Raw genomic sequence first — 24,483 nt, 5'->3', positions numbered from 1 at the left:
GCATGGAACCTCCGTAACGCCCATGACGATGCCGACACCCCTGCGTGCCTCGCCCGCACCCGCCAGCCCGTCCCCGCTGCCCCAGCGCATTCTGGTGGTGGAGAACTCGCGCACGCACGCACGCCTGATCGGCGAGGCGATCGAGCAGAAGCTCAACCTGCCCGTCGTCTACGCGGCCACGCTCGCCGAAGCGCGCGCGGCGCTGGAGCGTCATCCGGACTGGTTCATGGCCGTCACCAGCCTGGTCCTGGCCGACGGCAGCCACGACGAGGTGGTGGAATTCTTCCTGTCGCGCCAGCTGCCGACCGTGGTGGTCAGCGGCGTCTACGACGACGGGCTGCGCGAGCAGGTCCTGCGCCGGCAGGTCGTCGACTACGTACTGAAGAACACCCCCGGCAGCATCGACTACCTGGTGTGGCTGGTTCAGCGGCTCGAGCGCAACCGGCGCATCGCCGCGCTGGTCGTCGACGACTCGCGCTCCGCTCGCCAGCACGCGGCCGCCCTGCTTTCGATGTACGGCTTCCGCGTGGTCGAGGCCGCCGACGGCGAGGCCGGCCTGGCCATGCTGGATGCGAATCCCGACATCCGCCTGGCCATCGTCGACCAGGAGATGCCCGGCATGAAGGGGCACGAATTCACCCGCCGCCTGCGCGCCCGTCACGCCCGCGACCACCTGGCCATCATCGGCATCTCCGGCACCAGCGACGGCAGCCTGGTGCCGCGCTTCCTGAAGAGCGGCGCCAACGATTTCCTGCACAAGCCGTTCTCGCGCGAGGAGTTCTTCTGCCGCGTGTCTCAGAACATCGACCAGCTGGAACTGATCGGCACGCTGCAGGACCTCGCCACGCGCGACTTCCTGACCGGCCTGCCGAACCGACGCCACTTCCTCGCCGAATGCCACGCGCTGTTGCCCAACACGCTGGGCCGGCAGCAGGCGGTGACTGCGGCGATCGTGGACATCGACCACTTCAAGCACATCAACGACACCTACGGCCACGAAGCCGGCGACGTGGCGCTGAAGGCGGTCGCACAGACCATCGCCCGCCACGCGGGCACGCAGGATCTCGTCGCGCGGTTCGGCGGCGAAGAGTTCTGCGCGCTGGTGCCCTACCTGGGCGAAAGCGAGTCGGTGGAGCACTTCGAGTCGCTGCGCGCCGCCATCGAGGCGCTCGAAGTCGATATCGGCGATCGCAAGCTGAAGATGACCGTCAGCATCGGCGTGTTCCGCACGCGCTTCCCGGGCCAGACCCTCAACCACCTGCTCAGCGAAGCCGACCGGCGCCTGTACCTGGCCAAGGCCGGCGGCCGGAACCGGGTGGTCTCGAGCGGCTGAGGTTCTCTCCTTGTTGGGACCCTCTCCTGTGAGCGACGTAAGTCGCGAGCTTTCGAGTCGCTGAGGTAAGAGCTCGCGACTTACGTCGCTCCCACACCGCTCATTACAGCCCCTGCGACTGTCCGTCGCATGCGACATTGATCGGGATCAATGCCGCGAGGGCTGCGCGCACCTAGATTCCCTTGTGCATTCCGGCATCCGCCGGCAGGGGATACGCGATGACACTGCTGATCTGGCAGGACGACATGGATACGGGCATCGACATCATCGATGGCCAGCACCGCCGCATCGTGGAGATGATCAACCACCTCCACGTGACCCAGAAATCGATGGAGCGCTTTGCCGTCGGCGAAGTCATCGACGAACTGGTCGACTACACGCTGTCGCACTTCGCCTTCGAGGAAGAGCTGATGGAGGAAGCCGGCTATCCGTTCAGCGCGGCGCACAAGCGCGTGCACGAGGTGTTCACCAAGCGCGTGTCCGAGTACCGCCTGCGCTTCGAGGCGGGCGAGGATATCGTTGATGACCTGCGCAGCATGCTGTCGCGCTGGCTGTTCAACCATATCCGCAACGACGACAAGGCTTACGCGGACTCGGTGAAGCGGCACCTCAACCGGTTCGTCCGCGAGCACCAACAGGGCGGCTGGCTCAGCCGCACGGTGAAGCGCCTGTTCGGTTAACGGGTCACGCGTGGCCGCGGCATGAGCAACAGCGCCAGCAGGGTCAACGCGGCCATGCCGGCGAGATACCCGCCCACCGAGGCGAGGCCGTAGCGTTCGCCCAGGCGCGTGGCGATGTAGGGCGCGGGGGAGGCGCCGAGGATGCCCGCGAGATTGAACGCCAGCGAGGCCCCGGTGTAGCGCACCGCGGTGGGGAACATTTCCGCCAGGATCGTCCCGCACGGCCCGTAGGTCAGCCCCATCGCGCCCAGCCCCAGCGCCAGGAAGGCGAGCACGCCCAGGTCGCTGCCCGATTCCAGCAACGGCGCGAAGACGAAACCGAAGCCGATGATCAGCACCGTCGCCACGATCATCGCGTTGCGCCGGCCATAGCGGTCTGCATACAGCGCCGACAACGGGATGGTCAGCGCGAAGAACAGCACGCCGACCATCTGCAGCATCAGGAAATGCTCGCGGGAATACCCGAGCTTGGACGTGCCCCAGCTGAGCGCGAACACGGTCATCAGGTAGAACAGGACGAAGGTCGCGACCAGTGCGAACGTGCCCGCGATCAGGGCGAACGGATGCTCGCGCACCGCGGTCAGCATCGGCACCTTCACCCGTTCGTCCTTGTCGAGCGCCTTCTGGAAATCCGGCGTCTCGGTGATCCGCAGCCGCACCCACAGGCCGACGAAGACGAGCGCCGCACTGGCCAGGAACGGGATGCGCCAGCCCCACGCCAGGAACTGCGCGTCGGTCATCACTTCCGTCAGCAACAGGAAGATGCCGGTCGAGCAAAGAAAGCCGATAGGCGCGCCCAACTGCGGGAACATGCCGTACCACGCGAGCTTGCCCGGCGGCGCATTCTCGGTGGCCAGCAGCACGGCGCCGCCCCATTCGCCCCCCAGGCCGATGCCCTGCCCCAACCGGCACAGCGCCAGCAACGCGGGCGCCAGCACGCCGACCTGTGCGTACGTCGGCAGCAGGCCGATGACGACCGTGGAAATGCCCATCGTCAGCAAGGCCGCTACCAGCGTCGCCTTGCGGCCGATGCGGTCGCCGAAGTGGCCGAACAATGCCGACCCCACCGGCCGCGCGATGAAGGCCAGCGCGAAGGTCGCGAACGACTGCAGGGTCGCGGTCGCCGGATCGCTCTGCGGGAAGAACAGCTTCGGGAAGACGATCACCGCCGCCGTGGCGTAGATGTAGAAATCGAAGAACTCGATCGTGGTGCCGATCAGGCTGGCGAACAGCACGCGGCCGGGCGAATTGGCCGGTGCGGGGGCAACGGTGGCGGTAGCGGTCATGGACGGGCCGGTCGGTGGGACGGGGCGATTCTGGCAGAAGAACTTCTTGTCGTGAGTCCCCTCTCCCCACGTGCGGGGAGAGGGTGCCGGAGGCGGGTGAGGGGCGGACGGAATCCGCGCAAAACAGGCGCCGCGACGACGCCCAGGTCGCGCACGCCCTTATCCGCCCTCCGGGCACCTTCTCCCCGCATGCGGGGAGAAGGGAGCATGGGATCAGCTGCCCAGGTTGATCCAGGTCGCCTTGATCTCGGTGTACTTGTCGAAGGCGTGCAGCGACTTGTCGCGGCCGTTGCCGGACTGCTTGTATCCGCCGAACGGCGCAGTCATGTCGCCGCCGTCCCAGTAGTTCACCCACACGCTACCCGCGCGCAGCTTGCGCGCCACGCGGTGCGCGCGACTGATGTCGCGCGTCCACACGCCGGCCGCCAGTCCGTACTCGCTGTCGTTGGCCATCCGCAGCGCTTCTTCTTCGCTGTCGAACGCGATCACCGACAGCACCGGCCCGAATATCTCCTCGCGGCTGATCGTGTGGTCGTGCGCAACGTCGTCGAACACGGTCGGCTCGATGTAGCAGCCGCCGCTCACCACGTCGGCGCGCAGGCCGCCCAGTGCCAACCGGGCGCCCTCGGCCTTGCCCTTCTCGATGTAGTCGAGCACGCGCCTCGTCTGCCCTTCGTCGACCATCGCGCCCATCGGCGCGCCGGGGTCCAGGGGGTGGCGCGGGCGCATGGCCTTGCCGGCTTCGACCACGCGGGCGACGAACTCGTCCTTGATGGAGCGCTCGACGAGCAGGCGCGAGGCCGCCGTGCAGACTTCGCCCTGGTTGTAGAAGATGCCGCCTGCCGCGGCCTTCGCCGCGACCTCCAGGTCGTGCGCATCGGCGAAGACGATGTTCGGGCTCTTGCCGCCGCATTCCATGTAGGCGCGCTTCATGTTCGACAGGCCGGCGCACTGCAGCAGGCGCTTGCCGACCGCGGTGGAGCCGGTGAACACCAGCCCGTCCACATCCATGTGCAGCGCCAGCGGCTCGCCGGCGGTCTTGCCGAAGCCGGGCACCACGTTGAGCACGCCCGCGGGGATGCCGGCCTCGATCGCCAGTTCGGCCAGGCGGATCGCGGTCAGCGGCGACTTCTCCGAAGGTTTGAGCACGATGGAGTTACCCATCGCCAGCGCCGGCGCCAGCTTCCACGTCGCCATCAGCAGCGGGAAATTCCACGGCACGATGGCACCGATCACGCCCAGCGGTTCGCGCGTCACCAGGCCGAGTTCGTCCTGGCCGGTGGCGGCGACTTCGCCATACACCTTGTCCAGCGCCTCGGCGGTCCAGCCCATGCAGCGGATGGTCGCCGCGACGTCGACGCTGCGCGCATCGCCGACCGGCTTGCCCATGTCCAGCGATTCCAGCAGCGCCAGTTCGTCGGCGTGTTGTTCGATCAGTTGGGTGAGCTTGAGCAGCACCTTCTTGCGGTGGGTCGGACGCGCGTTGGACCACGCGCCCGCATCGAAGCTGCGACGCGCAGCGGCAACGGCGCGATTGATGTCCTCTTCCTGGCCATCGGCCACCTGGCCGAGCACGCGCCCATCGATGGGACTGACGCAGTCGAAGGTCTTTCCCGAAGCGGCATCGACGTACTTGCCGTCGATGAAAGCCTGTGTGCGGATCGACAGCGCACCGGCCATCGCCTGCCAGTCCTGTTGCGTGCGGGGATTGCTCATGGAGGCTCCAGGTTGTCTTTCTTGCCCTTCTCCCACCGGGAGAAGGTGGCGCGAAGCGCCGGATGAGGGTTCGGCGGAGTCCATGAGGCCGGTAACTCACTGGCTTCGCCGGACCCTCACCCCAACCCTCTCTCCCACGAGACTTCCTTCGGTCGCCGACGGGAGAGGGGCTCGAAATATCTAGAACGTCGCCGGTGTATTGGCGCTGACAATCACGGCATCGGTGTCGCCGACATTACGGAAGCGATGCGGCGTCCGGCTTTCGAAGTAATAGCCCTCGCCGGCCTTCAAGACACGGACCTGCTCGCCGACGGTCACTTCCACCTCGCCGGCGATCACCACGCCGCCTTCCTCGCCGTCGTGCGCCAGCATGCTGTCGCCGGTATCGCTGCCCGGCGGCATCACTTCGCGCAGGATGCACATCTGCCGCTGCGGGCGGTGCCGGCCGACGAGGAAGTAGTGGATCCCGTTGCTGCCGACGTCGGGCAACTCATCGGCGACGTAGAACGGACTGTCGGGCAGGCCCTTCTCGAGGTCCAGGGTGAAGAAGTCGGCCAGCGAGATCGGGATGCCGTCCAGCACCTTCTTCAACGAACTGACCGAGGGGCTGACCTTGTTCTGCTCGATCAGCGAAATGGTGCTGTTGGTGACGCCCACGCGCTTGGCCAGCTCGCGCTGGCTGAGGCCTTTGGATTTGCGGACCAGTTGCAGGCGCGCGCCGATGTCCATCACCACCCTGGCAGGAAAGCGGAAAGTGTTGCGGGATACTTTACACCCCGGGGCAGGCGGGTCAATCCAGGCGTTTCGGGCTTTCGCGCGGGGCGTGAACGACGGCGGCCTGGCGGGCATTTGCGCGGCGAATCCAACCTTCCGCACGGTTGTAAAGTTTTTTCAACGCGCTAAGCTTCGCCCATCCGCCCCGTTCCCCCCTGGAGCCGCGATGAGCGCCGACGACACTTCCTCTTCCCGCGCCCTGGCAGACCACTACGCCCGCCAGAACCTCGAGGCCCCAGCCTCGCTCGACCACTTCTGGATGCCGTTCACGGCGAACAAGCAGTTCAAGGCCAAGCCGCGCCTGCTGGCGAGCGCATCGGGCATGTACTACAAGGACGTCGACGGCCACGAGGTGCTGGATGCCACGGCGGGCCTGTGGTGCTGCAACGCCGGCCATGCCCGTCCGCGCATCGTCGAAGCGGTGAAGCAGCAGGTCGGCACGCTGGACTTCGCGCCCAATTTCTCGATGAGCTCGCCGCTGCCGTTCAAGCTGGCCGAGCGCCTGGCCGCGCTGGCGCCGGGTGATCTCCACAAGGTCTTCTTCAGCAACTCCGGCTCCGAAGCGGTGGACAGCGCGCTGAAGATCGCACTGGCCTACCACCGCGTGCGCGGCGAAGGGCAGCGCACGCGCTTCATCGGTCGCGAGAAGGGCTACCACGGCGTCGGCTTCGGCGGCATGTCCGTCGGTGGCCTGCCGAACAACCGCAAGTGGTTCGGCCCCGGCCTGCCGGCGGTGTCGCACATCCGCCACACGCTGGACGTGTCGCGCAACGCGTTCTCCAAGGGCGTGCCGCCGCACGGCATCGAACTGGCCGAGGACCTCGAGCGCCAGATCGCGCTGTACGACGCCTCGACGATCGCCGCGGTCATCGTCGAACCGATCTCCGGTTCGGCCGGCGTGGTCATTCCGCCACAGGGCTACCTGCAGCGGCTGCGCGAGATCTGCGACAAGCACGGCATCCTGCTGATCTTCGACGAAGTGATCACCGGCTTCGGCCGCGTCGGTCATGCCTTCGGCGCGCAGCGCTTCGGCGTCACGCCCGACATGATCACGGCGGCGAAGGGCATCACCAACGGCTGCGTGCCGATGGGCGCCACCTTCGTCTCCGAACGCCTGTTCGACGCCTTCATGAGCGGCCCGGACAACGCCATCGACATGTTCCATGGTTACACCTACTCCGGCCATCCGCTGGCCTGCGCCGCCGCGCTCGCCACGCTGGACACGTACGAGGAGGAAAACCTGTTCGACAAGGCGCTCAGCCTGGGTGATTACTGGCAGGAGGCGCTGCACTCGCTGAAGGACCTGCCGAACGTCATCGACATCCGCAACTTCGGCCTGGTCGGCGCCATCGAACTGGCCCCGCGCCCGGGCGCGCCCGGCACCCGGGCCTACGACGTCTTCGCCCGCGCCTTCCACGAGGGACACCTGCTGACCCGGGTGACCGGCGACGTGATCGCCCTGTCGCCTCCGCTGATCGTGGAAAAGGACCACATCGACCGGATCGTGAATGTCCTGGCGGACACCATACGGGCAACCGCGTAAAATTACGGACCAACGGCCCCAGCGCTCCCCCGCGCGCGAAGCCCCTTCCCGCTACTGGAGAGCAACATGCTGATTGGCGTCCCCAAGGAAATTAAGAACCACGAATACCGCATCGGGCTTACCCCGTCCGGTGCGCGCGAGCTGGTCTCGAACGGCCACCAGGTCATCGTCCAGCGCGACGGCGGCAAGGCCATCGGCCTGACCGACGACCAGTACGTCAAGGCAGGCGCGCAGATCGTCGATACGGCCGCGGAGATCTTTGCCCGCGCCGACATGATCATCAAGGTGAAGGAGCCGCAGCCGAACGAGTGCGCCATGCTGCGCCCCGGCCAGGTGCTCTACACCTACCTGCACCTCGCGCCCGATCCGGAGCAGACCAAGGCGCTGGTCGCCTCCGGCGCCACCTGCATCGCCTACGAAACCGTCACCGACCGCAAGGGTGGCCTGCCGCTGCTCGCGCCGATGTCGGAAGTGGCCGGCCGCATGTCGATCCAGGCCGGTGCGCACGCACTGGAGAAGGCGCAGGGCGGTTCCGGCGTGTTGCTGGGCGGCGTGCCTGGCGTGAAGCCGGCCGAAGTGCTGGTGATCGGCGGCGGCGTGGTCGGCATCAACGCCGCGCGCATGGCGATGGGCATGAATGCGCACGTCACCATCCTCGACCGCTCGCTCGACCGCCTGAAGTATCTGGACGAGCTGTACGGCCATCAGCTGACCACCATCTATTCCACCCGCGACGCCATCGAAGAGCGCCTGCCGGACACCGATCTGGTGATCGGTGCGGTGCTGATCCCCGGTGCCGCCGCGCCCAAGCTCGTCTCGCGCGACCAGCTGAAGCTGATGCGTCCCGGCTCGGTGCTGGTGGACGTGGCGATCGACCAGGGCGGCTGCTTCGAAACTTCGAAGGCCACCACCCACCAGAACCCGACGTACGAAGTGGACGGCATCATCCACTACTGCGTGGCCAACATGCCGGGCGGCGTCGCCCGCACCTCCACGTTCGCGCTGACCAACGCCACCCTGCCCTTCGCCGTGCAGCTGGCCAACAAGGGCGCGAAGCAGGCGCTGCTGGACGACGAGCATCTGCTCAACGGCCTCAACGTGCACGCCGGCAAGATCACCTACAAGGCCGTCGCCGACGATCTCGGCTACGCCTACGCACCGGCGCGCGAAGCGCTGGCGTAAGCCTGCCATTCCCTTCTCCCCGCCTGCGGGGAGAAGGTGCCGAAGGCGGATGAGGGGCACTTCGGAGCCACTACCGCCCCGGCGATGACGAACCCATCGATCGATTGGACAACGCAACACTCGAAACACCTCATCCCACTGAAGACAAGGGCGCCGTCGCCCCTCACCCGCCCTCCGGGCACCCTCTCCCCGCATGCGGGCGAGGGATCCAGCAAGGTAGTCCGCCATGACCGAAGCGCTGCACCATTTCTTCAACGGACAGCGGGTGGAAGGCGGCAGCGGCCGCCATGGCGATGTGTTCGACCCGGCCACCGGAACCGTCAGCGCGCGCGTGCCGCTGGCCTCGGCCGATGACGTGGAACAGGCAGTGGACGCCGCGTCCGTCGCCTTTCCCGCCTGGGCCGCCACCACGCCGCTGAATCGCGCGCGGGTGATGTTCCGCTTCAAGGAGCTGCTGGAGACGCACGCCGGCGAGTTGGCGAAGATCATCACGTCCGAACACGGCAAGGTGCTGTCCGATGCGCGTGGCGAAGTGACCCGCGGCCTGGAAGTCGTGGAGTTCGCCTGCGGCATCCCGCACCTGCTCAAGGGCGAGCATTCGATGAACGTCGGCCGCGACGTCGATTCGTGGAGCGAATACGCGCCCCTGGGCGTCGTGGCCGGCATCACGCCGTTCAACTTCCCCGCGATGGTGCCGCTGTGGATGTTCCCGGTGGCGCTGGCCTGCGGCAACACGTTCGTTTTGAAACCCTCCGAGCGCGATCCGTCCGCGGCCTTGTTCATGGCCGACCTGCTGAAGCGGGCGGGATTGCCGGACGGCGTCTTCAACGTCGTCCATGGCGACAAGGACGCCGTGGATGCGCTGCTGGACGAACCGCGCGTGCAGGCGCTGAGCTTTGTCGGTTCCACCCCGATCGCCCAATACATCTACGCCCGCGGCAGCGCCAACGGCAAGCGCGTGCAGGCGCTGGGTGGCGCGAAGAACCACATGGTCGTCCTGCCCGATGCCGACCTCGACGGCGCCGTCTCCGCGCTGCTCGGCGCCGGCTACGGCTCGGCCGGCGAGCGCTGCATGGCGATCTCCGTCGCCGTCTGCGTGGGCGATGCCACGGCCGATGCGCTGGTGGCCACGCTGGCGCCCAAGGTGGCGGCGCTGAAGATCGGTCCCGGTTGCCAGGATCCCGAGATGGGCCCGCTGGTGACCGGCGCGCATCGCGACAAGGTGCGCGGCTACGTCGATGCGGGCGTGGCCGAGGGCGCGGACCTCGTCGTCGATGGTCGCGGGCACGTGGTCGACGGCCACGCCGACGGTTTCTTCCTCGGCGGCTGCCTGTTCGACCGGGTGACGCCGGGCATGACCATCTACCGCGAAGAAATCTTCGGGCCCGTGCTCTGCGTGATGCGCGTGCCCGATCTCGAGGCCGCGCTGAAGCTGGTCAACGAGCACGAGTACGGCAACGGCACCGCCGTGTTCACCCGCGATGGCGGCGCCGCGCGCGAGTTCGCGCATCGCGTGCAGGCCGGCATGGTCGGCATCAACGTGCCGATCCCGGTACCGATGGCCTTCCACAGTTTCGGCGGCTGGAAACGCTCGATCTTCGGCCCGCTGCACGTGCACGGCCCCGACGGCGTGCGCTTCTACACGCGCCTGAAGACCATCACGGCCCGCTGGCCGGAGACCCACGCGGCCGAGTTCGTGATGCCGACGATGAAGTAAAGTCGGGGCCGGCTCCCGCACGGTACTGGCCCATGTCGTCACATCGTCTCCGCGTCTTCGCCTCGCTGGCCTGCCTGATCGCGTCGTCGGCCGCATCGGCGGGCGAGCCCGTCGCCCAGGTCCGCGTCGCCTTCGATCGCGATGGCATCGTCGCCACCCGCGCCGAGGGCCTCGCCGACCTCGCCACCGGCCGCAAGGTGACCGCCGACGACCCCGTGCGCGTTGCCTCGATCTCCAAGCTGGTGACGTCGATCGGCGTCATGCGGCTGGTCGAAGCCGGCACGCTCGACCTCGATGCCGACGTCTCGACCTACCTGGGGTGGACGCTGCACCATCCGCGCCATCCGGACACGCCGATCACCCTGCGCCTGCTGCTCTCGCACCGCTCCAGCCTGACCGATGCCGCCGGCTACTACGCCACGCCGCTGGGTGCGCCGCTGAAGACGATCCTCGACGATCCGAAGGCGTGGGACGACACGCATGCGCCGGGCACGCACTTCCGCTACACGAACCTCAATTTCCCGCTGGTGGCGATGGCGATGGAGAACGCCACCGGCGAGCGCTTCGACCGGCTGATGCACCGCCTGGTATTGGCGCCGCTGAAGCTGGACGCCTGCTTCAACTGGGCGAGCTGCGACGACGCCACCGCCACGCGCGCCGTCGTCCTGTACCGCGACGGCGCGGTGGTCCGCGACGACAACCGTGCAGGCACACCGCCCTGCCCCGTGGTGGTCGCCGACGGCGAGCCTTGCGATCTCACGCGCTGGGCGCCCGGCCAGAACGGCGCGCTGTTCTCGCCCCAGGGCGGCCTGCGCATTTCCGCCAACGGGCTGGCGAAGATCGGCCGGCTGCTGCTGAACAACGGCGAGGTGGATGGTGTGCGCCTGCTGGCGCCCACCTCAGTCGCGACGCTGACGACGCCGCAGTGGACCTTCGACGGCCACAACGGCATCACCCACGAGGAAGACACCGGCGGCGCCGCGGCGAAGGCGTTCTTCTGCCGTTATGGCCTGGCCGTGCAGACATTGGCCACGCCCATGCGGGGCTGCGGCGACGATCCGTTCGGCGACGGCGTCGCACGTGTCGGCCACTCCGGCGATGCCTATGGCCTGCGGTCGGGCCTGTGGCTGGACCCGCACGGGGGCACCGGCGTGGCGTACTTCGCGACGGATGCCGGAGGTTCGCCGCCCGGCGCGCATTCCGCCTTCAGCCGCATCGAGGAGACCCTGGCGGACGGCGCGCCGGTGGACGAAGCGCCGCGCTGATCCACGCACGACTCAAGAACTCCCCGGGCCGGCCGATACGGCCTACATGTCGCCCCGCGTCGCATCCGCGCGCGGCCAACACGATCCACAGGGGGATCTTGAAATGACGTCACGTCCGACGGTTCTGCTTTGCGATGATTCGCGCGCGTTGCGCATGCTGGCGGCACGCCAGCTCGACGACTGCGGTTTCCATGTGGTGGGCGAGGCCGGCAACGGCCACGAAGCCATCAGCCAGTACCAGGCGCTGAAGCCGGACGTGGTGCTGATGGATCTGGTGATGCCCGAGTGCGACGGCAAGCAGGCCCTCGGCCAGATCCTCGCGCAGGATCCCGATGCCCGCGTGGTGATCCTCAGCTCGCTGGGCGCGCAGAGCGACATCGAGGAATGCCTGAAGCTGGGCGCCAGGTCCTACCTGCAGAAACCCATCGATCCGGAGGTGATGGATCGCGTGCTGCACGAAGCGGTCGCCTGACCGGCACGCACGTCCTTCCCACTTCCGTACGAGACGACCCACCATGGCAGCGAAATTCCTGGGCCAGTTCCTGTTGGAACGCGGCACCATCACCTCGGCGCAGCTTCTGGCCGCCCTCGACGCGCAGCGCGCGTCCAACCCCCTGCTCGGCGAACTCGCCATGCACCACGGCATGCTCGACGCGACGCAGGCGCGCCGCATCCACGAACGCCAGCGCGCGGAAGACCGCCGCTTCGGCGACATCGCGCTCGAGATGGGCTGGCTGAACGAAGGCCAGCTCGACGTGCTGCTCGCGGCGCAGAAGAAGGGCCGCAAGTTGTTCGGCCAGATCCTGGTCGACCAGGGCGTGCTGAGCGCCGAGCAGTTGGAGACCGAGTTGGTCGCGCACCGCCGGGACCTCGATGAAGCCAACCACGCGCTGGCGCTGGGCATCGCCGGCCATACCCTGGCCGACGCGGTCACCAGCGCGATCCGCGTCTGCAACCGCCTGTTCCCCCGCCTGGTGGGCAGCCAGTGCCAGGCGGCCGGTATCGCCAACGACGCCGCGCTCGAGGCCTGCGACGTGACCGCGCACGTGCGCATCGCGTCCGGCTCGCAATCGCTGCTGGTCGGCGTCGGTTGCAGCCGCGCCACCATGCAGGCGATGGCCTGCGCCCTGCTTTCGCTGACGCCGGAGCAGTGCGATGACGAGCTGGCCCTGGATGCGCTCGGCGAACTGGTCAACGTGCTGATGGGCTACGTCGTCCGCGACACGTTGCCCGATGACGCGACGTACCGCGCGCAGCCGCCGTCCACGCAGCTTTCGGCGGCGGACCTGACGGCCACCGGCAGCACGCTGGCGCTGTCCATGGCCTCGCAGCGCGGCGACTTCGTCCTGATCGTCGGCTGACCCGCGGCGTTACGCCCGCGTCAGCCGCCACGCGCGGTGGATGCGGGCGTTGCGCTCGAAATCCGGCGGAATCGTGCCCGCGCTGATCTCTTCGCAGCGCGCGAACTCCGCCACCGCGTTCTCGTCCAGCCGGAAGCGGCGGAAGTTGTTGCTGAAATACAGCATGCCGCCTGGCGCCAGCCGCGCTACGGCGGCGCGCAGCAACCGCACGTGCTCCTTCTGCACGTCGAAGTCGTCGGCGCGCGCGGAGTTGGAGAACGTCGGCGGATCGCAGAAGACCAGGTCGTACTCGGCCTGCTCGGCTTCCAGCCAGCGCACCGCGTCGGCCTGCACCAGGCGATGCTTCGCGCCGCCCAGGCCGTTCTCGGCCAGGTTGTCCGCGCACCACTGCAGGTAGGTCGCGGACAGGTCCACGCTGGTCGTGCTCGCGGCGCCCGCCACGGCGGCCTGCACGCTGGCCACGCCGGTGTAGCAGAACAGGTTGAGGAACCGCTTGCCCCGCGCTTCCTGCGCCATGCGCCGGCGCAGCGGGCGATGGTCGAGGAACAGGCCGGTGTCGAGGTAGTCGAACAGGTTCACCCGCAGCAACGCACCCGACTCTCGCACGACGATGAACTCGTCGCGCTGCTGCATGCGCCCGTACTTGGAGCCGCCCTTGCCGCGCTCGCGCGCCTTCACCGCGATCTGCTCCTGCGGCACGCCGAACACCTCGCGGGTCGCGGCCAGCAGCTCACTGAAGCGACGACGCACGTCGTGCTCGGGGATGCTGGCCGGCGCGGCGTATTCCTGCACGTGCAGGAACGTCCGGCCCTGTCCGCCTTCTTCTTCGTAGACGTCGATGGCCGCCGCATACTCGGGCAGGTCGGCGTCGTACGCGCGATAACAGGTGATGCCCTCACGCGTGCGCCAGCTCTTGAACTTCTTCAGGTTCTTCCGCAGGCGGTTGGCGACCATCTGCGCGCCGTCCGACAAGGGTTTGGCCTCGCGCGGCTCGCGGGCGGGCGCGGCGACGGGATCGCAGACGATCAGCGCGCACTCGATGGCGCCATTGAATAGCTGGTATTTCTTGGCCGCGCGCAGGCCGGTGGCGTAGCCGAGATCGGCATTGCCGCACAGCAGGCTGGCCCGCCACTGCGGCACGGCGCGTTGCAGCGCATCGCCGAGGGCACGGTAGAGATCGGCGTCGGCCGCCAGACGCTCGTCGTAGGGCGGGTTGCAGACCACCAGTCCCCGCGGCTCTTCGCGTGCGGGCAACTGCGCCACATCGTGGGTCTCGAACTGCAGCTGGCCGGCCAGGCCAGCCAGTACCGCGTTGTCGCGCGCGGCGCGGATCGCGCCCAGGTCGACGTCGCTGCCGAAGAACGCAGGCCGCAGGGCCTTGCGGCCTTCCGTTTCACGCTGCACGGCCTCGGCGAACAGCGTGCGCCACGCCGCCACATCAAAGCCCGACCAGCGGGTCGGCAACGCGTTGCCATGCCGCTGCAGGCCCGGGGCCACGTCGGCGGCCATCAGCGCGCCTTCGATCAGCAGCGTACCACTGCCGCACATCGGGTCGAGCAGCGCGCCGCCTTCGTGGTACAGCGCCGGCCAGCCGCCACGCATCAGCACGGCCGCAGCCAGGTTTTCCTTCAGCGGCGCTTCGTTCTGCGCCTGCCGCCAGCCCCGGCGGTGCATCGGGCCACCGCCCAGATCGATCGATATCGTCGCGCGGTTCTTGCGCAGCGACAGGTTGATGCGCACGTCGGGCTGCTCCACGTCCACCGACGGCCGCTCCAGACCCTGCTGGCGCAGGCGGTCGACCACGGCATCCTTCACCCGTTGCGCGGCGTAGCGCGCGTGGGTGATGGCTTCGCCGGAGACGTGGGCGTCCACCGCCAGCGTCAGTTCCGGCCGGGTGTGGTTCTCCCAGGCCATCGCCATGACGCCGTCGTAAAGCGCCTGCTCGTTCAGGCATTCGAACTCGGCGATGGGCCACAGCACGCGGCTGGCCAGGCGCGACCACAACACGGCGCGCTGCGCATCCACCGGCTCGCCCTCGGCGTTGACGCCGGCGATGGTGGCGGTGGCCTTGGGCACGCCGAGCGCAAGCAGCTCGTCGGCGAGCAGGTATTCCAGGCCCTTGGCGCAGGAGACGAAGAACTTCAAAGAAAACCTCGATACGTCAGAGAGCGGCGAGCAATTGCCCGAATGCATCCGCCGAAGCGGCGACATGGTCGGACAGGCGATGCCCGTCGTTGACCAACAGCAGGCGGGCACGACGCGCATGCGCCCAATCGGCCACGGCCTGCGCGGAAATCAGTTCGTCATCCCAGCCATGGATGACCGAGATCGGTACCGCGGCGGCATCCAGCATCGGCAACGGGCCCATGCTGATCGGCGGCGCCATCAGGAACAGTCCGCGCACCGGCACCTCCAGCGAAATGCGACCGGCGATGTAGGCGCCGAGACTGGAACCGGCCAGCACCACCGGCCCACGCGACGCGGCGGCCTGGGCCAGCATGCGCAGGCGCTCCAGGCGCGCGACGACATCGCCCAACGAACTGACATCGCGGCGGGCATCGAGATCGGTGTAATCCGGCCGTTCGTGGCTCCAGCCCAGGCGCTCGGCCACGTCCGCCAGCGCGGTGACCTTGGTGGCGTCGGGGCCGCTCTCGAAGCCATGCGACAGGATGCAGTGGCCACGCATCAGAGCGGCTCCACCGGATCGCCTATGCGGAACGTGCCGCCTTCGACGATGCGCGCGCACAGGCCGCCATGGCCGCGCATCGCGTTGTAGCCGCCCGGGCCCAGCGCGTCTTCCATCCGCGAACAGGGATCGCAGTCCTCCGTTCCCTCGAACACCGCGGTGCCGATTCGGAAGCGGCGTTCCTTCAAGGCGATCAGCGGGATTCCGGACACCACGACGTTACGGCGCAGCAGCGAAGGCGCCAGGTCCGGACGCTGCGCGAGCGCGGCGATGGCCGGCAGGTGCTCTGCCTGGATCAGGGTGATGCCGCGCTTGCCGCTGCCGCCCTTGTAGCGGTCGCCGACCAGGCCGCCGCCGGTGACGGCTTCGACCGCGTCGGTAGCCACCATGACCTCATCGCGGGCCGGCCGCAGGCCGATCCACTCCACCTTGCCGGCACGCGGCAGGGTGGCCATGAGCTTGGCCAGGGGGGAGTCGGGGTTGAGCGGCATGGGAAACCCGCGCGTCGGAAAGGCGGCCAGTTTACCGGACCGGCCCATCCCCGGCCCGTCCCCCACCCCGCCTGCTAGCATCGAAGCATGAGCACCGACCTGCCCGTCTTCGCCCCGCACGTGGACCTGCTGCCGTACGAGCAGGCGCTGGAAGCCCGCCCACTGGAGCAGATCGACCTGGTCGTCATCCACTGCACGGAACTGCCGGACATGGCGCTGGCGCGGCAGTACGGCGAACGCATCCTGCACGCGTCCGGCACCGGCAACAGCGGCCACTACTACATCGACCGGGACGGCAGCGTGCACGTCTATGTGCGCCCGCAGCGCATCGCCCACCACGTGCGCGGCTACAACCCACGGTCAGTGGGTATCGAGCTGGTGAACACCGGCCGTTATCCGGACTGGCTGTCGGCCGCCCGCCAGACGATGGACGAGCCCTACACCGACGCGCAGATCGCTGCGCTGACCGCGCTGCTGGAGCGGCTGAGGCGGGAGCTGCCCTCGCTGCGTTACATCGCCGGGCACGAAGACCTGGACACCGCGCGCGAACCCGCCAGCGACGACCCCACCGTCACCGTGCCGCGCAAGATGGACCCCGGCCCGCTGTTCCCGTGGGATGCGGTGATGCGCGCCACCCCGCTGGAGCGGCTGCTGCCCTGACGGGCCGCGCACGGGCGGCCGGTATAATCGGTCTTCGCCAAGACTCCAGGCCCTGCCGTGCCCGCACCCGAACCCGTCGTCTCCGAGCTGATCGAACTGCTGTCGCTGGAGCGGCTGGAAGACAACCTGTTCCGCGGCCAGAGCCGCGACATCGGCACCAAGTACGTGTTCGGCGGCCAGGTGCTGGGCCAGGCCCTGTCGGCCGCGCAGGCCACGGTGGGCGGCAGCGCCGACGAACGCCGCGCGCATTCGCTGCATGCCTATTTCCTCCGCGCCGGCAACATCGAGGCACCGATCGTCTACGAAGTGGACCGCACGCGCGACGGCGGCAGCTTCTCGGTCCGCCGCGTCACCGCGATCCAGCACGGCCGCGTGATCTTCTTCTGCGCCGCCTCGTTCCAGGCCGAAGAGGAAGGCGCCGAGCACCAGCTGTCGATGCCGGAAGTGCCGCAGCCCGAAGACATCCCGCCCGCGCCGCCGGTGCCGGCCGAGGTCATGGCGACGCTGCCGCCGAAGGTGCAGCGCTGGCTGTCGCGGCGCGGCCCGTTCGAGTTCCGCCACGTGTACCCACGCGACGAACTGAACCCGCCCAAGCGTCCGCCGTTCCAGCAGGTGTGGTTCCGTCTGAGCGAGCCCGTCGGCGATTCGCCCGAACTGCATCGCGCCCTGCTCGCCTACGCGTCCGATTTCCAGTTGCTGGGCACGGCGACGTATCCGCACGGCATCAGCTACTACCAACCGAACGTGCAGATGGCCTCGCTCGATCATGCGTTGTGGTTCCACCGACCATTCCGCGCCGACGACTGGCTGCTGTATTCGATCGACAGCCCGAGCGCGAGCGGTTCGCGTGGCCTGGCGCGCGGGCAGATCTTCGACCGCCAGGGTCGCCTGGTCGCCAGCACCGCGCAGGAAGGCCTGATCCGCGTGGTGCCGGACGCCGAAGCGGCCTCCGCCGTGCCGGCGAAGGACTGAGGGCTTACGCATGCGGCAAGTGTTCTCCAGCCAGCGCATCGAGACCGTCGAAGGCGTGGCCAAGCTGCTGAATGACGCGGGCATTCCGGTCTTCATCAGCAACGGCCGCTCGTACCACAGCAAGCGGGGCGGGCAGTTCAGCTACACCGAGCCGGTGAAGGCGCAGCTGCAGCCTGCGGTCTGGGTGCGCCATGCCGAAGACCAGCCGCGCGCGCGCGAACTGCTGCGCGACGCCGGCCTGATGGAAACCACGCGCCCGGGCTACGGCCCCTCGCTGTCGTTCCGCAGCGACCAGGAACCCGCTGCCACGCCGCAGCGTTCCTGGGCCTGGCGCATCCGCCTGATCCTGCTGGCGCTGATCGCGCTGGCCGCCGCCATCATGTGGATGCGGCGGCCGGTTCCGCCGCCAGCCCCTGTCCCTGTTCCCGTGCCGCAGCAGGAAGCGCCGCCGGCACCCGTGGATGAGGCACCGGAAGAAGATCGCATCCGCATCCAGCCCGCCACCGGCGGCTGAAGGCATGGGTCCGGGACGATCGGTCACATCCGTCCTCCCGGCACGTCAGGGTCATCAGCCCACCCGATGATCCTGACGCCATGAACGCCCTTGCCCTGGACCTGATGCTGCAAGCCGAACTGCCCGCCGCCACGCGCGGCAGCCAGGAGGCCTACGGCCGCATCGTCCACGCTTGCCAGAACACGGTCACCGCGATTGCCTTGGCGATCACGCGCGACGTGCAGGCCAGCGAGGACATCGCGCAGGAAGCCTTCCTCAAGGCGTGGCAGCAGCTGGACCGGCTGAAGAACAGCGCGAGCTTCCTGCCCTGGCTGCGCCAGATCACCCGCAACCTCGCCCGCGACTGGCTGCGCGCGCAGCACGGCCGTCCGATGTCGGGCGAAGCGGCCGAGATCGCGATCGGCATGGCCGCCGATCCCGGCCCGACGCCGTCCGAACATCTGCTGCAGACCGAAGAAGAGATCGTCGCCACCGAGATCATTTCGTCGCTGCCCGAGGACAGCCGCGAAACCCTGTTGCTGTACTACCGCGAGGGCCAGAGCTCGCAGCAGGTCGCCGAGCTGCTCGGCTTGAGCGATGCCGCCGTGCGCAAGCGCCTGTCGCGCGCGCGCAGCATGGTCCGCGACGAGTTGATGCAGCGCTTCGGCGAATTCGCCCGCACTACCGCGCCCGGCGCCGCGTTCACGATGATCGTGCTGGGCGGACTGGTCGGCGCGATGCCGGCGGCGAGTGCGGCGACGGTGATCGGCAGCGGTGTGCTGGGCAGCGGGATCGGCCTGGGCAAACTGGGCACCGGCGGCGTGACCACCGGCGGCGTCACCGGCGGCGTGGCCGGCGGTTCGCTGGGCGTGATCTTCGAACAGATCACCCAGCATCCGTTCGCACTCGGCGGCGCGATGGGCGGCGTGGTCGGCGGCCTGATCGGCTATGCCTTCACCTGGTGGTACCTCGCACGCTTCTGCCAGACCGCGCAGGAACGGTTGCAGGTGCGCCGGTTCATGGCGCTCAACACCATCACCGGCTCGGCCTGGCTGTTCTGCCTGATGCTGGCGACGGTGCTCGGCCGCGGCTGGGTGGCGATCGCGACGGTCATGGTCGTGGGCATGTGCGCGCTCAACTACCAGTACCTGGTGACGCTGCCGCGGATCATGGACCCGATCCTGACCCATCCGTCGAACGCGAAGCGAAAGCGCGGCTACGACTACGTGATCGGCCGCAAGGCCGTGGCACTGAGCAGCCTGCTCGCGGTCGGCGCGATCCTGTTCGTGCTGGTGCGCACCGGCCGCCTGCCGCTGTAGTGCCGCGGCCCGCCGCGGTGGGTCACACTTCGGTCCGTCGGTCGTCGTGCCTGTCGGGCCCGGATGCACCGGGCGGAACACGGAGAGCGGATGGACACCCTGGCGATCGAACTTTCCCTGCGGGATGCCCTGCCCGCTGCCGCGCGCGGTGACCAGGCCGCCTACGGCCGCGTGGTCGCGCTGTGCCAGAACGCGGTCACCGGCATCGCCCTGGCGATCACCCGCGACGTGCAGGCCAGCGAAGACATCGCGCAGGAGGCCTTCCTGAAAGGCTGGCGGCAGCTGTCGACGCTGAAGAATCCGGACAGCTTCCTGCCTTGGTTGCGCGAGATCACCCGCAACCTGGCCCGTGACCACCTGCGCGCGCAGCGGCGCAGGCCGATGACGGGCGAAACCGCCGAGATCGCATTGACGCTGGCCGCCGACACCGCGCCCACGCCGGCCGAAACGCTCTTGCAGACCGAACAGGAAGCAGCAGCGCGCGAAGTGATCGCCGCCCTGCCGGAGGACAGCCGCGAAGTGCTGTTGCTGTACTACCGCGAAGGCCAGCGCTCGCAGCAGGTCGCCGCGCTGCTCGGCATCACCGATGCCGCGGTGCGCAAGCGCCTGTCGCGCGCGCGCCAGTACGTGCGCGACGAACTGATGACGCGCTTCGGAGACTTCGCGCGCACGTCGGCGCCCTCGGCCGCGTTCGCCAGTGGCGTGCTCGGCATGCTCGCGATCACGGCGCCGCCGTCGGCGGGCGCGGTGGTGCTGGGCACGGGCGGTGCGGTCGCCGGCAAGGGCCTGATCAAACTGCTGGGTGGCGCGCTCGGCGCGACGGCCTTCGGCACCCTGGTGGGTATCGGGGCGGTGTGGTTCGGCATCCGCAAGTACCTGCGCGATCCGCTGGACACGCGCGAACGCGACGCGCTGTTGCGCTACGGCACGGTGAACACGCTCGCCATCCTGCTCTTCATCGTCGGCATCAGCGCGCTGGCCCTGGTGCCCGGCTGGATGCCGCACATGGCGCTGACCCTGGCCTACATGGCCGTCATCGGCTGGACGTCGGGCCGCTGGCTACCGCGCATCCTGCAACGCCGGCAGGCCCGTGACCTGTTGCGCGATCCCGAAGGCGAGCGCCGCCGCATGCGGCGCCAGCGCATCTGGCGCGTGTGGGGCTGCGTACTGGGATTCACGCTGGCGACCGCCGGCCTGTTGGCCGGCCTGGTGATGTCGGGCCGGCTGCAATTCTGAAACCACGCGACGTGCACCCGGGACGCCGGGTGCACGTCGTTTCCCTCAGCGGCGGACGGGCTTGCCTGCCGCCAACTCGGCCTTGGACAGGAAACCGTCCTTGTTGGTGTCGAGCGCGTCGAAGCGGCTGGCCAGACGGCTGTCCTTCACTTCGTCACGCGACAGGCGGCCGTCCTTGTTCGCGTCCGCCGTCGCGAAGCGCTCGTCCATGCGCGCCTGCATGCGCTGCTGGGCTTCGGCACGGCGCGCGGCATCGGCCTGGTCGATCTCGGCGCGGGTCAGCTTGCCGTCCTTGTCGGCGTCGGCCTTGGCGAACCATGCATCGCGGCGCTGCTTGCCGCGCAGGTCACGGTCGACGCGATCGATCGCGCCATCCTTGTTCGCGTCCAGCGTGTCGAAGCGCTCGGCGAACTTCGGATCGGCCGCCGCTTCGGCGCGGCTGACCTTGCCGTCGCCATCGGTGTCCAGCTTCTTGAAGGCGATCCCGCCGCGCTCGCCGCCACCATGCCGGCCGGGGCCGCGCATGCCCTTGCGATGCGGACGTTCCTCGGCGCTGAGCTTGCCGTCGCCGTTCTTGTCCAGCTCGGCGAAGCGTTCGGCCAGGCGCGGGTGCGCGGCGGCCTCGGCCTTGTCGATCACGCCATCGTTGTTCTTGTCCAGGCTCGCGCGCGCCGGCTTGTGCGCGTCGCCCGCCTGGGTGGCGGCCAGCGCGGAACCGGCGCCGAGGGCGGCCAGGACGGCCACGAAAAGCAGGGTCTTGCGATTCATCATGTTCTCCTGAAGACGCGGCGCGAGCTGCGCCACTGGCAGGGAAAACGCCTGCACACGACCACGGTTGACGCGCTGACGGACGCGTTCAGCCGGCGGACGGTCGCGGCCCACGCGACGGAGGCGCCGCAGTATGCTGCGGGCATGTCCCACGCCCTCGCCCGCGCGCTCTCGATCTTCGGCCACCCGATGCTGGTGCTGCCGCTGGCCGTGGTCGTGATCGCCCTCGCGCGCGGCGACCGCGCCGCGGCCCTGTGGTCGGCGCTGGGCTTCGGCCTGTTCGCCGCCCTCGTCATGGGTTATTCGGGCTGGCAGGTGCGTCGTGGGCGCTGGAACCACGTGGATGCCAGCGCGCGGCACGAACGCGGCCATCTGAACCGTTTCCTGCTGGCCGCATTGGCCGCCGGTGCCGTGCTGGTCGCATGGCGCGGCACGCAGCCCCTGTTCGCGCTGGGCATGGCGCTGTCGGCCGCGATGATCCTGGTCGCGATGCTGACGGCGCGGTGGTGCAAGCTGTCGCTGCACCTGGCGTTCGCGGTGTTCGCTGCCTGGCTGCTGCGCGAACTCGGCACGGTCTGGATGCTCGTCGCCCTACTGTTCGCCGCGGCGGTCGCCTGGTCGCGACTGGCGCTGCACCGGCACGAACCCCGCGACCTCGTCGCCGGTGCGATCGCCGGCTCGGTGGCGGGCGCCGCCTTCTGGCCGCTGGCCTCACGCTGGATGCCATGACGATGGGCGAGAACTCCCACCCCATCGACGATCTGCGGCTGTTCCACACCGGCGAGCATCCATGCGGCTACTGGCCCGATCGGGTGGCGCGCGATCTGGTGCTGGACCCGCGCGATCCGCGCCTGCCGCAGCTGTATCCCGATGCCCTGTCGTGGGGCTTCCGCCGCTCCGGCGACATCGTCTACCGCCCGCATTGCCGGCAGTGCCGCGCGTGCGTGGCGGTACGCATCCCGGTGGCGGATTTCGCCCCCGACCGCAGCCAGCGCCGTTGCGCGGCCCGCAACGCACGCGTCGAGACGCGCATCGTCGCGGCGCTGCGCGGCGAGGAACACCTGGCGCTGTACCGACGCTACCTGTCCGCGCGACATCCCCTCGGCGGCATGGACAACCACGGCGCGACCGAGTTCGACCAGTTCCTCGTCGGCAGCTGGTCGCGCGGCCGTTTCGTGGAACTTCGCGAGGACGGCCACCTGCTCGCCGTGGCGGTCACCGACGTCATCCCGGGCGCGCTCTCCGCCGTCTACACCTTCTACGAGCCGGACCTGGACGCACGCGGCCTGGGCACGCTCGCCATCCTCCGCCAGATCGAATGGGCGAAGCGCGACGGCTATGCGCACCTCTATCTCGGCTACTGGATCGATGGCCATCGCAAGATGGACTACAAGCGCCGCTTCCGGCCGCTGGAGCACTTCGACGGACGCCAGTGGCGCCGCGCCGAATGAGCGGCGCTGGCACGAGGATGTCATCCGTGCGTGGCATCATGGCCGCATGCGAACCCTTGCCGCCCTGCTTCCGATGATCCTCGCCCTGGCCGCCTGCAGCGCCGCCCCGCACCGCGACGGCGCCGCGCCGGAAAGTCGCTCGCTGCGCGTGGCCACCTACAACACCTCGCTGTATTCGGACGAGGCCGGCGGCGTGATCCGCGAACTGCAGGGCGACAGCGCGCATGCGCGCAAGATCGCCTCCGTGCTGCAGAAGGTGCGGCCGGACCTGGTGCTGCTGAACGAATTCGATTTTGACGACGCGCACCGCGCGGCGGACCTGTTCCAGCAGCGCTATCTCGAAGTCGCCCAGCCCGCGGGCGGCGAGCCGCTCCGCTATCCGTACCGTTACCTGGCACCGGTCAATACCGGCGTACCGAGCGGATTGGACCTGGACGGCAACGGCACTGTCGGCGGCACCGGCCGAGACCGCGGCAACGATGCGTGGGGCTACGGTCTGCATCCCGGCCAGTACGGCATGCTGGTGCTGTCGAAGTTCCCGATCGACGAAGCGCAGGTGCGCACGTTCCAGCTGCTGCGCTGGAGCACGCTGCCGGACGCGACCAATCCCGTCGACCCGGCCAAGGGCCGCGGTTTCTACCCCGACACCACGTGGGCGCAGCTGCGCCTGTCGTCGAAGTCGCACTGGGACGTGCCGGTACGCACACCGCGGGGCACCGTGCATTTCCTCGTGTCTCACCCCACTCCGCCGGTGTTCGACGGTCCGGAAGACCGCAACGGACACCGCAATGCCGATGAGATCCGGCTGTGGCGCGAATACCTCTCGGCCGGCGACACGCCGTGGCTGTGCGACGACCAGGGGCGCTGCGGCGGCCTCGCGGCGGATGCGCGCTTCGTCATCGCCGGCGACCTCAACAACGATCCGGTCGACGGCGATGGCCACCACGACGCCATCCTCGAACTGCTCGAACACCCGCGCGTGATGCGCATGGCCACCCCGCGCAGCGAAGGCGGCGAGGAAACCGCCCTCGCCTACGCCGGGAAAGGCCTGCAGCGCCGCGGTGCGCCGGCGCACGTGACCGGCGACTTCGGTCCGCGCGCAGGCGCCATGCGGCTGGATTACGTGCTGCCCTCTACCGGATTCGCCCTGGTCGGCAGCGGTGTGTACTGGCCGAAGAAAGCCGATCCGGACGCCGCCATCGCCGACGGCAGCGACCATCACCTCGTATGGGTGGACCTTACGCCGTAGGCGGCGCCGATGTTCCGGGCGGCGTCGCCAGCCGCGGCCCGAAGCCGAACAGCGCTTCGCTCTGCGCCGACACGATCATCCGGATCATGCTGCCGGGCACCATCAGTTCCACCTGCACGTCGTGGCCTTCGGCGTCCTTGCCCACCAGGGTCATCTCGGTGAAGGCGCCGCCGGTGTCGATCTCCCTGCAGAAGATATGCGGCCCTTCGGGCTGGTTGGTCAGATAGGGCTTGATCGCTTCGCCCAGCGCTTCCAGCGCCTGCGGGAAGAAGAACACCGCGTAACCGCCATGGCCGTTCAT

Annotated in this window: 23 protein-coding genes and 2 pseudogenes; 16 read left to right on the top strand and 9 right to left on the bottom strand. The window is 68.9% G+C overall.

The genetic code is table 11. The features are described 5' to 3' along the window. Positions 1–28: 28 nt before the first annotated feature. Both BLT45_RS07285 and BLT45_RS07280 read left to right on the top strand, forming a co-directional pair. On the top strand, positions 29–1,333 hold the full coding sequence (locus BLT45_RS07285) for a GGDEF domain-containing response regulator (RefSeq protein WP_093298666.1): 1,305 nt from the start codon (positions 29–31) through the stop codon (positions 1,331–1,333). A 218-nt stretch (positions 1,334–1,551) separates the two neighbouring features. Continuing rightward, a complete protein-coding gene (locus BLT45_RS07280) occupies positions 1,552–2,013 on the top strand; it encodes a bacteriohemerythrin (protein ID WP_093296905.1) in 462 nt (153 codons plus the stop codon). Here BLT45_RS07280 and BLT45_RS07275 read toward each other — a convergent pair. The 3 genes from BLT45_RS07275 to BLT45_RS07265 all read right to left on the bottom strand — a co-directional run bounded on the left by BLT45_RS07275 (position 2,010) and on the right by BLT45_RS07265 (position 5,744). Continuing rightward, on the bottom strand, positions 2,010–3,299 hold the full coding sequence (locus BLT45_RS07275; RefSeq protein WP_093296902.1) for an MFS transporter: 1,290 nt from the start codon (positions 3,297–3,299) through the stop codon (positions 2,010–2,012). The two genes, BLT45_RS07280 and BLT45_RS07275, sit on opposite strands and share 4 nt — an antisense overlap. Positions 3,300–3,512: 213 nt before the next feature. Next, a complete protein-coding gene (locus BLT45_RS07270) occupies positions 3,513–5,015 on the bottom strand; it encodes an aldehyde dehydrogenase (RefSeq protein ID WP_093296899.1) in 1,503 nt (500 codons plus the stop codon). A 180-nt stretch (positions 5,016–5,195) separates the two neighbouring features. Continuing rightward, positions 5,196–5,744 carry a cupin domain-containing protein gene (locus tag BLT45_RS07265; protein WP_093296896.1) on the bottom strand — a complete coding sequence of 183 codons (549 nt, stop codon included), beginning with the start codon at positions 5,742–5,744 and terminating at the stop codon, positions 5,196–5,198. Positions 5,745–5,955: 211 nt separating this feature from the next. Here BLT45_RS07265 and BLT45_RS07260 point away from each other — a divergent pair, with 211 nt between their 5' ends. The 6 genes from BLT45_RS07260 (at position 5,956) to BLT45_RS07235 (ending at position 12,857) form a co-directional block, all read left to right on the top strand. Continuing rightward, positions 5,956–7,332 carry an omega-aminotransferase AptA gene (locus tag BLT45_RS07260; RefSeq protein WP_093296893.1) on the top strand — a complete coding sequence of 459 codons (1,377 nt, stop codon included), beginning with the start codon at positions 5,956–5,958 and terminating at the stop codon, positions 7,330–7,332. Between the two features lie 66 nt (positions 7,333–7,398). Beyond that, complete coding sequence (gene ald / locus BLT45_RS07255; protein WP_093296890.1) at positions 7,399–8,514, top strand: alanine dehydrogenase; 1,116 nt, start codon at positions 7,399–7,401, stop codon at positions 8,512–8,514. A 226-nt stretch (positions 8,515–8,740) separates the two neighbouring features. Beyond that, positions 8,741–10,231, top strand: a complete 1,491-nt coding sequence (locus tag BLT45_RS07250; protein WP_093296887.1) for a CoA-acylating methylmalonate-semialdehyde dehydrogenase — start codon at positions 8,741–8,743, stop codon at positions 10,229–10,231. A gap of 32 nt (positions 10,232–10,263) precedes the next feature. After that, positions 10,264–11,496: a serine hydrolase domain-containing protein gene (locus BLT45_RS07245; protein ID WP_093296884.1), complete on the top strand. Its 1,233-nt coding sequence runs from the start codon at positions 10,264–10,266 to the stop codon at positions 11,494–11,496. A gap of 103 nt (positions 11,497–11,599) precedes the next feature. Next, on the top strand, positions 11,600–11,968 hold the full coding sequence (locus tag BLT45_RS07240) for a response regulator (protein ID WP_093296882.1): 369 nt from the start codon (positions 11,600–11,602) through the stop codon (positions 11,966–11,968). A 43-nt stretch (positions 11,969–12,011) separates the two neighbouring features. Then, positions 12,012–12,857, top strand: coding sequence for a chemotaxis protein CheX (locus BLT45_RS07235; RefSeq protein WP_093296879.1), 846 nt, complete (start codon positions 12,012–12,014; stop codon positions 12,855–12,857). Positions 12,858–12,866: 9 nt separating this feature from the next. Here the strand turns inward: BLT45_RS07235 and rlmKL are convergent, their stop codons facing one another. The 3 genes from rlmKL to BLT45_RS07220 are packed head-to-tail and all read right to left on the bottom strand — an operon-like array spanning position 12,867 to position 16,034. After that, entirely contained in the window at positions 12,867–15,002 is a 2,136-nt protein-coding gene (gene rlmKL / locus BLT45_RS07230; RefSeq protein ID WP_093296876.1) for a bifunctional 23S rRNA (guanine(2069)-N(7))-methyltransferase RlmK/23S rRNA (guanine(2445)-N(2))-methyltransferase RlmL, read from the bottom strand. Positions 15,003–15,018: 16 nt separating this feature from the next. Next, entirely contained in the window at positions 15,019–15,546 is a 528-nt protein-coding gene (locus tag BLT45_RS07225; protein WP_093298662.1) for a YqiA/YcfP family alpha/beta fold hydrolase, read from the bottom strand. Further along, on the bottom strand, positions 15,543–16,034 hold the full coding sequence (locus tag BLT45_RS07220) for an MOSC domain-containing protein (protein ID WP_093296873.1): 492 nt from the start codon (positions 16,032–16,034) through the stop codon (positions 15,543–15,545). Before BLT45_RS07220 ends, BLT45_RS07225 begins: the two co-directional genes overlap by 4 nt. Before the next feature lie 87 nt (positions 16,035–16,121). Here BLT45_RS07220 and BLT45_RS07215 point away from each other — a divergent pair, with 87 nt between their 5' ends. The 5 genes from BLT45_RS07215 (at position 16,122) to BLT45_RS07195 (ending at position 20,714) form a co-directional block, all read left to right on the top strand. Then, positions 16,122–16,694, top strand: a complete 573-nt coding sequence (locus BLT45_RS07215) for an N-acetylmuramoyl-L-alanine amidase (protein WP_093296871.1) — start codon at positions 16,122–16,124, stop codon at positions 16,692–16,694. A 57-nt stretch (positions 16,695–16,751) separates the two neighbouring features. Further along, the gene (tesB, locus tag BLT45_RS07210; RefSeq protein ID WP_093296869.1) at positions 16,752–17,666 is read left to right on the top strand and encodes an acyl-CoA thioesterase II; all 915 of its coding nucleotides are present in this window, start codon (positions 16,752–16,754) and stop codon (positions 17,664–17,666) included. 10 nt (positions 17,667–17,676) lie between these two features. After that, positions 17,677–18,180 (top strand): putative signal transducing protein, encoded by a 504-nt coding sequence (locus BLT45_RS07205; RefSeq protein WP_093296867.1) that lies wholly within the window; start codon positions 17,677–17,679, stop codon positions 18,178–18,180. Between the two features lie 80 nt (positions 18,181–18,260). Next, the gene (locus BLT45_RS07200; protein WP_093296865.1) at positions 18,261–19,478 is read left to right on the top strand and encodes an RNA polymerase sigma factor; all 1,218 of its coding nucleotides are present in this window, start codon (positions 18,261–18,263) and stop codon (positions 19,476–19,478) included. Positions 19,479–19,568: 90 nt separating this feature from the next. Next, entirely contained in the window at positions 19,569–20,714 is a 1,146-nt protein-coding gene (locus tag BLT45_RS07195; RefSeq protein WP_093296863.1) for an RNA polymerase sigma factor, read from the top strand. 45 nt (positions 20,715–20,759) lie between these two features. Here BLT45_RS07195 and BLT45_RS18680 read toward each other — a convergent pair. Next, a pseudogene (locus BLT45_RS18680) lies at positions 20,760–20,840 on the bottom strand (hypothetical protein); the annotation flags it as partial. A 22-nt stretch (positions 20,841–20,862) separates the two neighbouring features. Continuing rightward, positions 20,863–21,485: pseudogene (locus tag BLT45_RS07190) on the bottom strand (hypothetical protein); the annotation flags it as partial. Between the two features lie 141 nt (positions 21,486–21,626). On the opposite strand from BLT45_RS07190, the gene BLT45_RS07185 reads away from it, so the two are divergent. From BLT45_RS07185 to BLT45_RS07175, 3 genes are read left to right on the top strand one after another with little or no spacing between them, the layout of a single operon-like run. After that, positions 21,627–22,211 (top strand): phosphatase PAP2 family protein, encoded by a 585-nt coding sequence (locus tag BLT45_RS07185; RefSeq protein WP_093296861.1) that lies wholly within the window; start codon positions 21,627–21,629, stop codon positions 22,209–22,211. Then, positions 22,208–22,933, top strand: a complete 726-nt coding sequence (locus BLT45_RS07180; RefSeq protein ID WP_175455752.1) for an arginyltransferase — start codon at positions 22,208–22,210, stop codon at positions 22,931–22,933. The genes BLT45_RS07185 and BLT45_RS07180 overlap by 4 nt, the downstream gene beginning before the upstream one ends. A 46-nt stretch (positions 22,934–22,979) precedes the next feature. Continuing rightward, entirely contained in the window at positions 22,980–24,182 is a 1,203-nt protein-coding gene (locus BLT45_RS07175) for an endonuclease/exonuclease/phosphatase family protein (protein ID WP_093296856.1), read from the top strand. On the opposite strand, the gene BLT45_RS07170 is transcribed toward BLT45_RS07175, so the two are convergent. Continuing rightward, the gene (locus BLT45_RS07170) at positions 24,172–24,483 is read right to left on the bottom strand and encodes a hypothetical protein (RefSeq protein ID WP_093296854.1); all 312 of its coding nucleotides are present in this window, start codon (positions 24,481–24,483) and stop codon (positions 24,172–24,174) included. The genes BLT45_RS07175 and BLT45_RS07170 overlap by 11 nt on opposite strands.

The organism is Pseudoxanthomonas sp. CF385 (assembly GCF_900104255.1).
Lineage (GTDB): Bacteria > Pseudomonadota > Gammaproteobacteria > Xanthomonadales > Xanthomonadaceae > Pseudoxanthomonas_A.
This window is presented reverse-complemented; position numbering and strand designations above follow the sequence as displayed.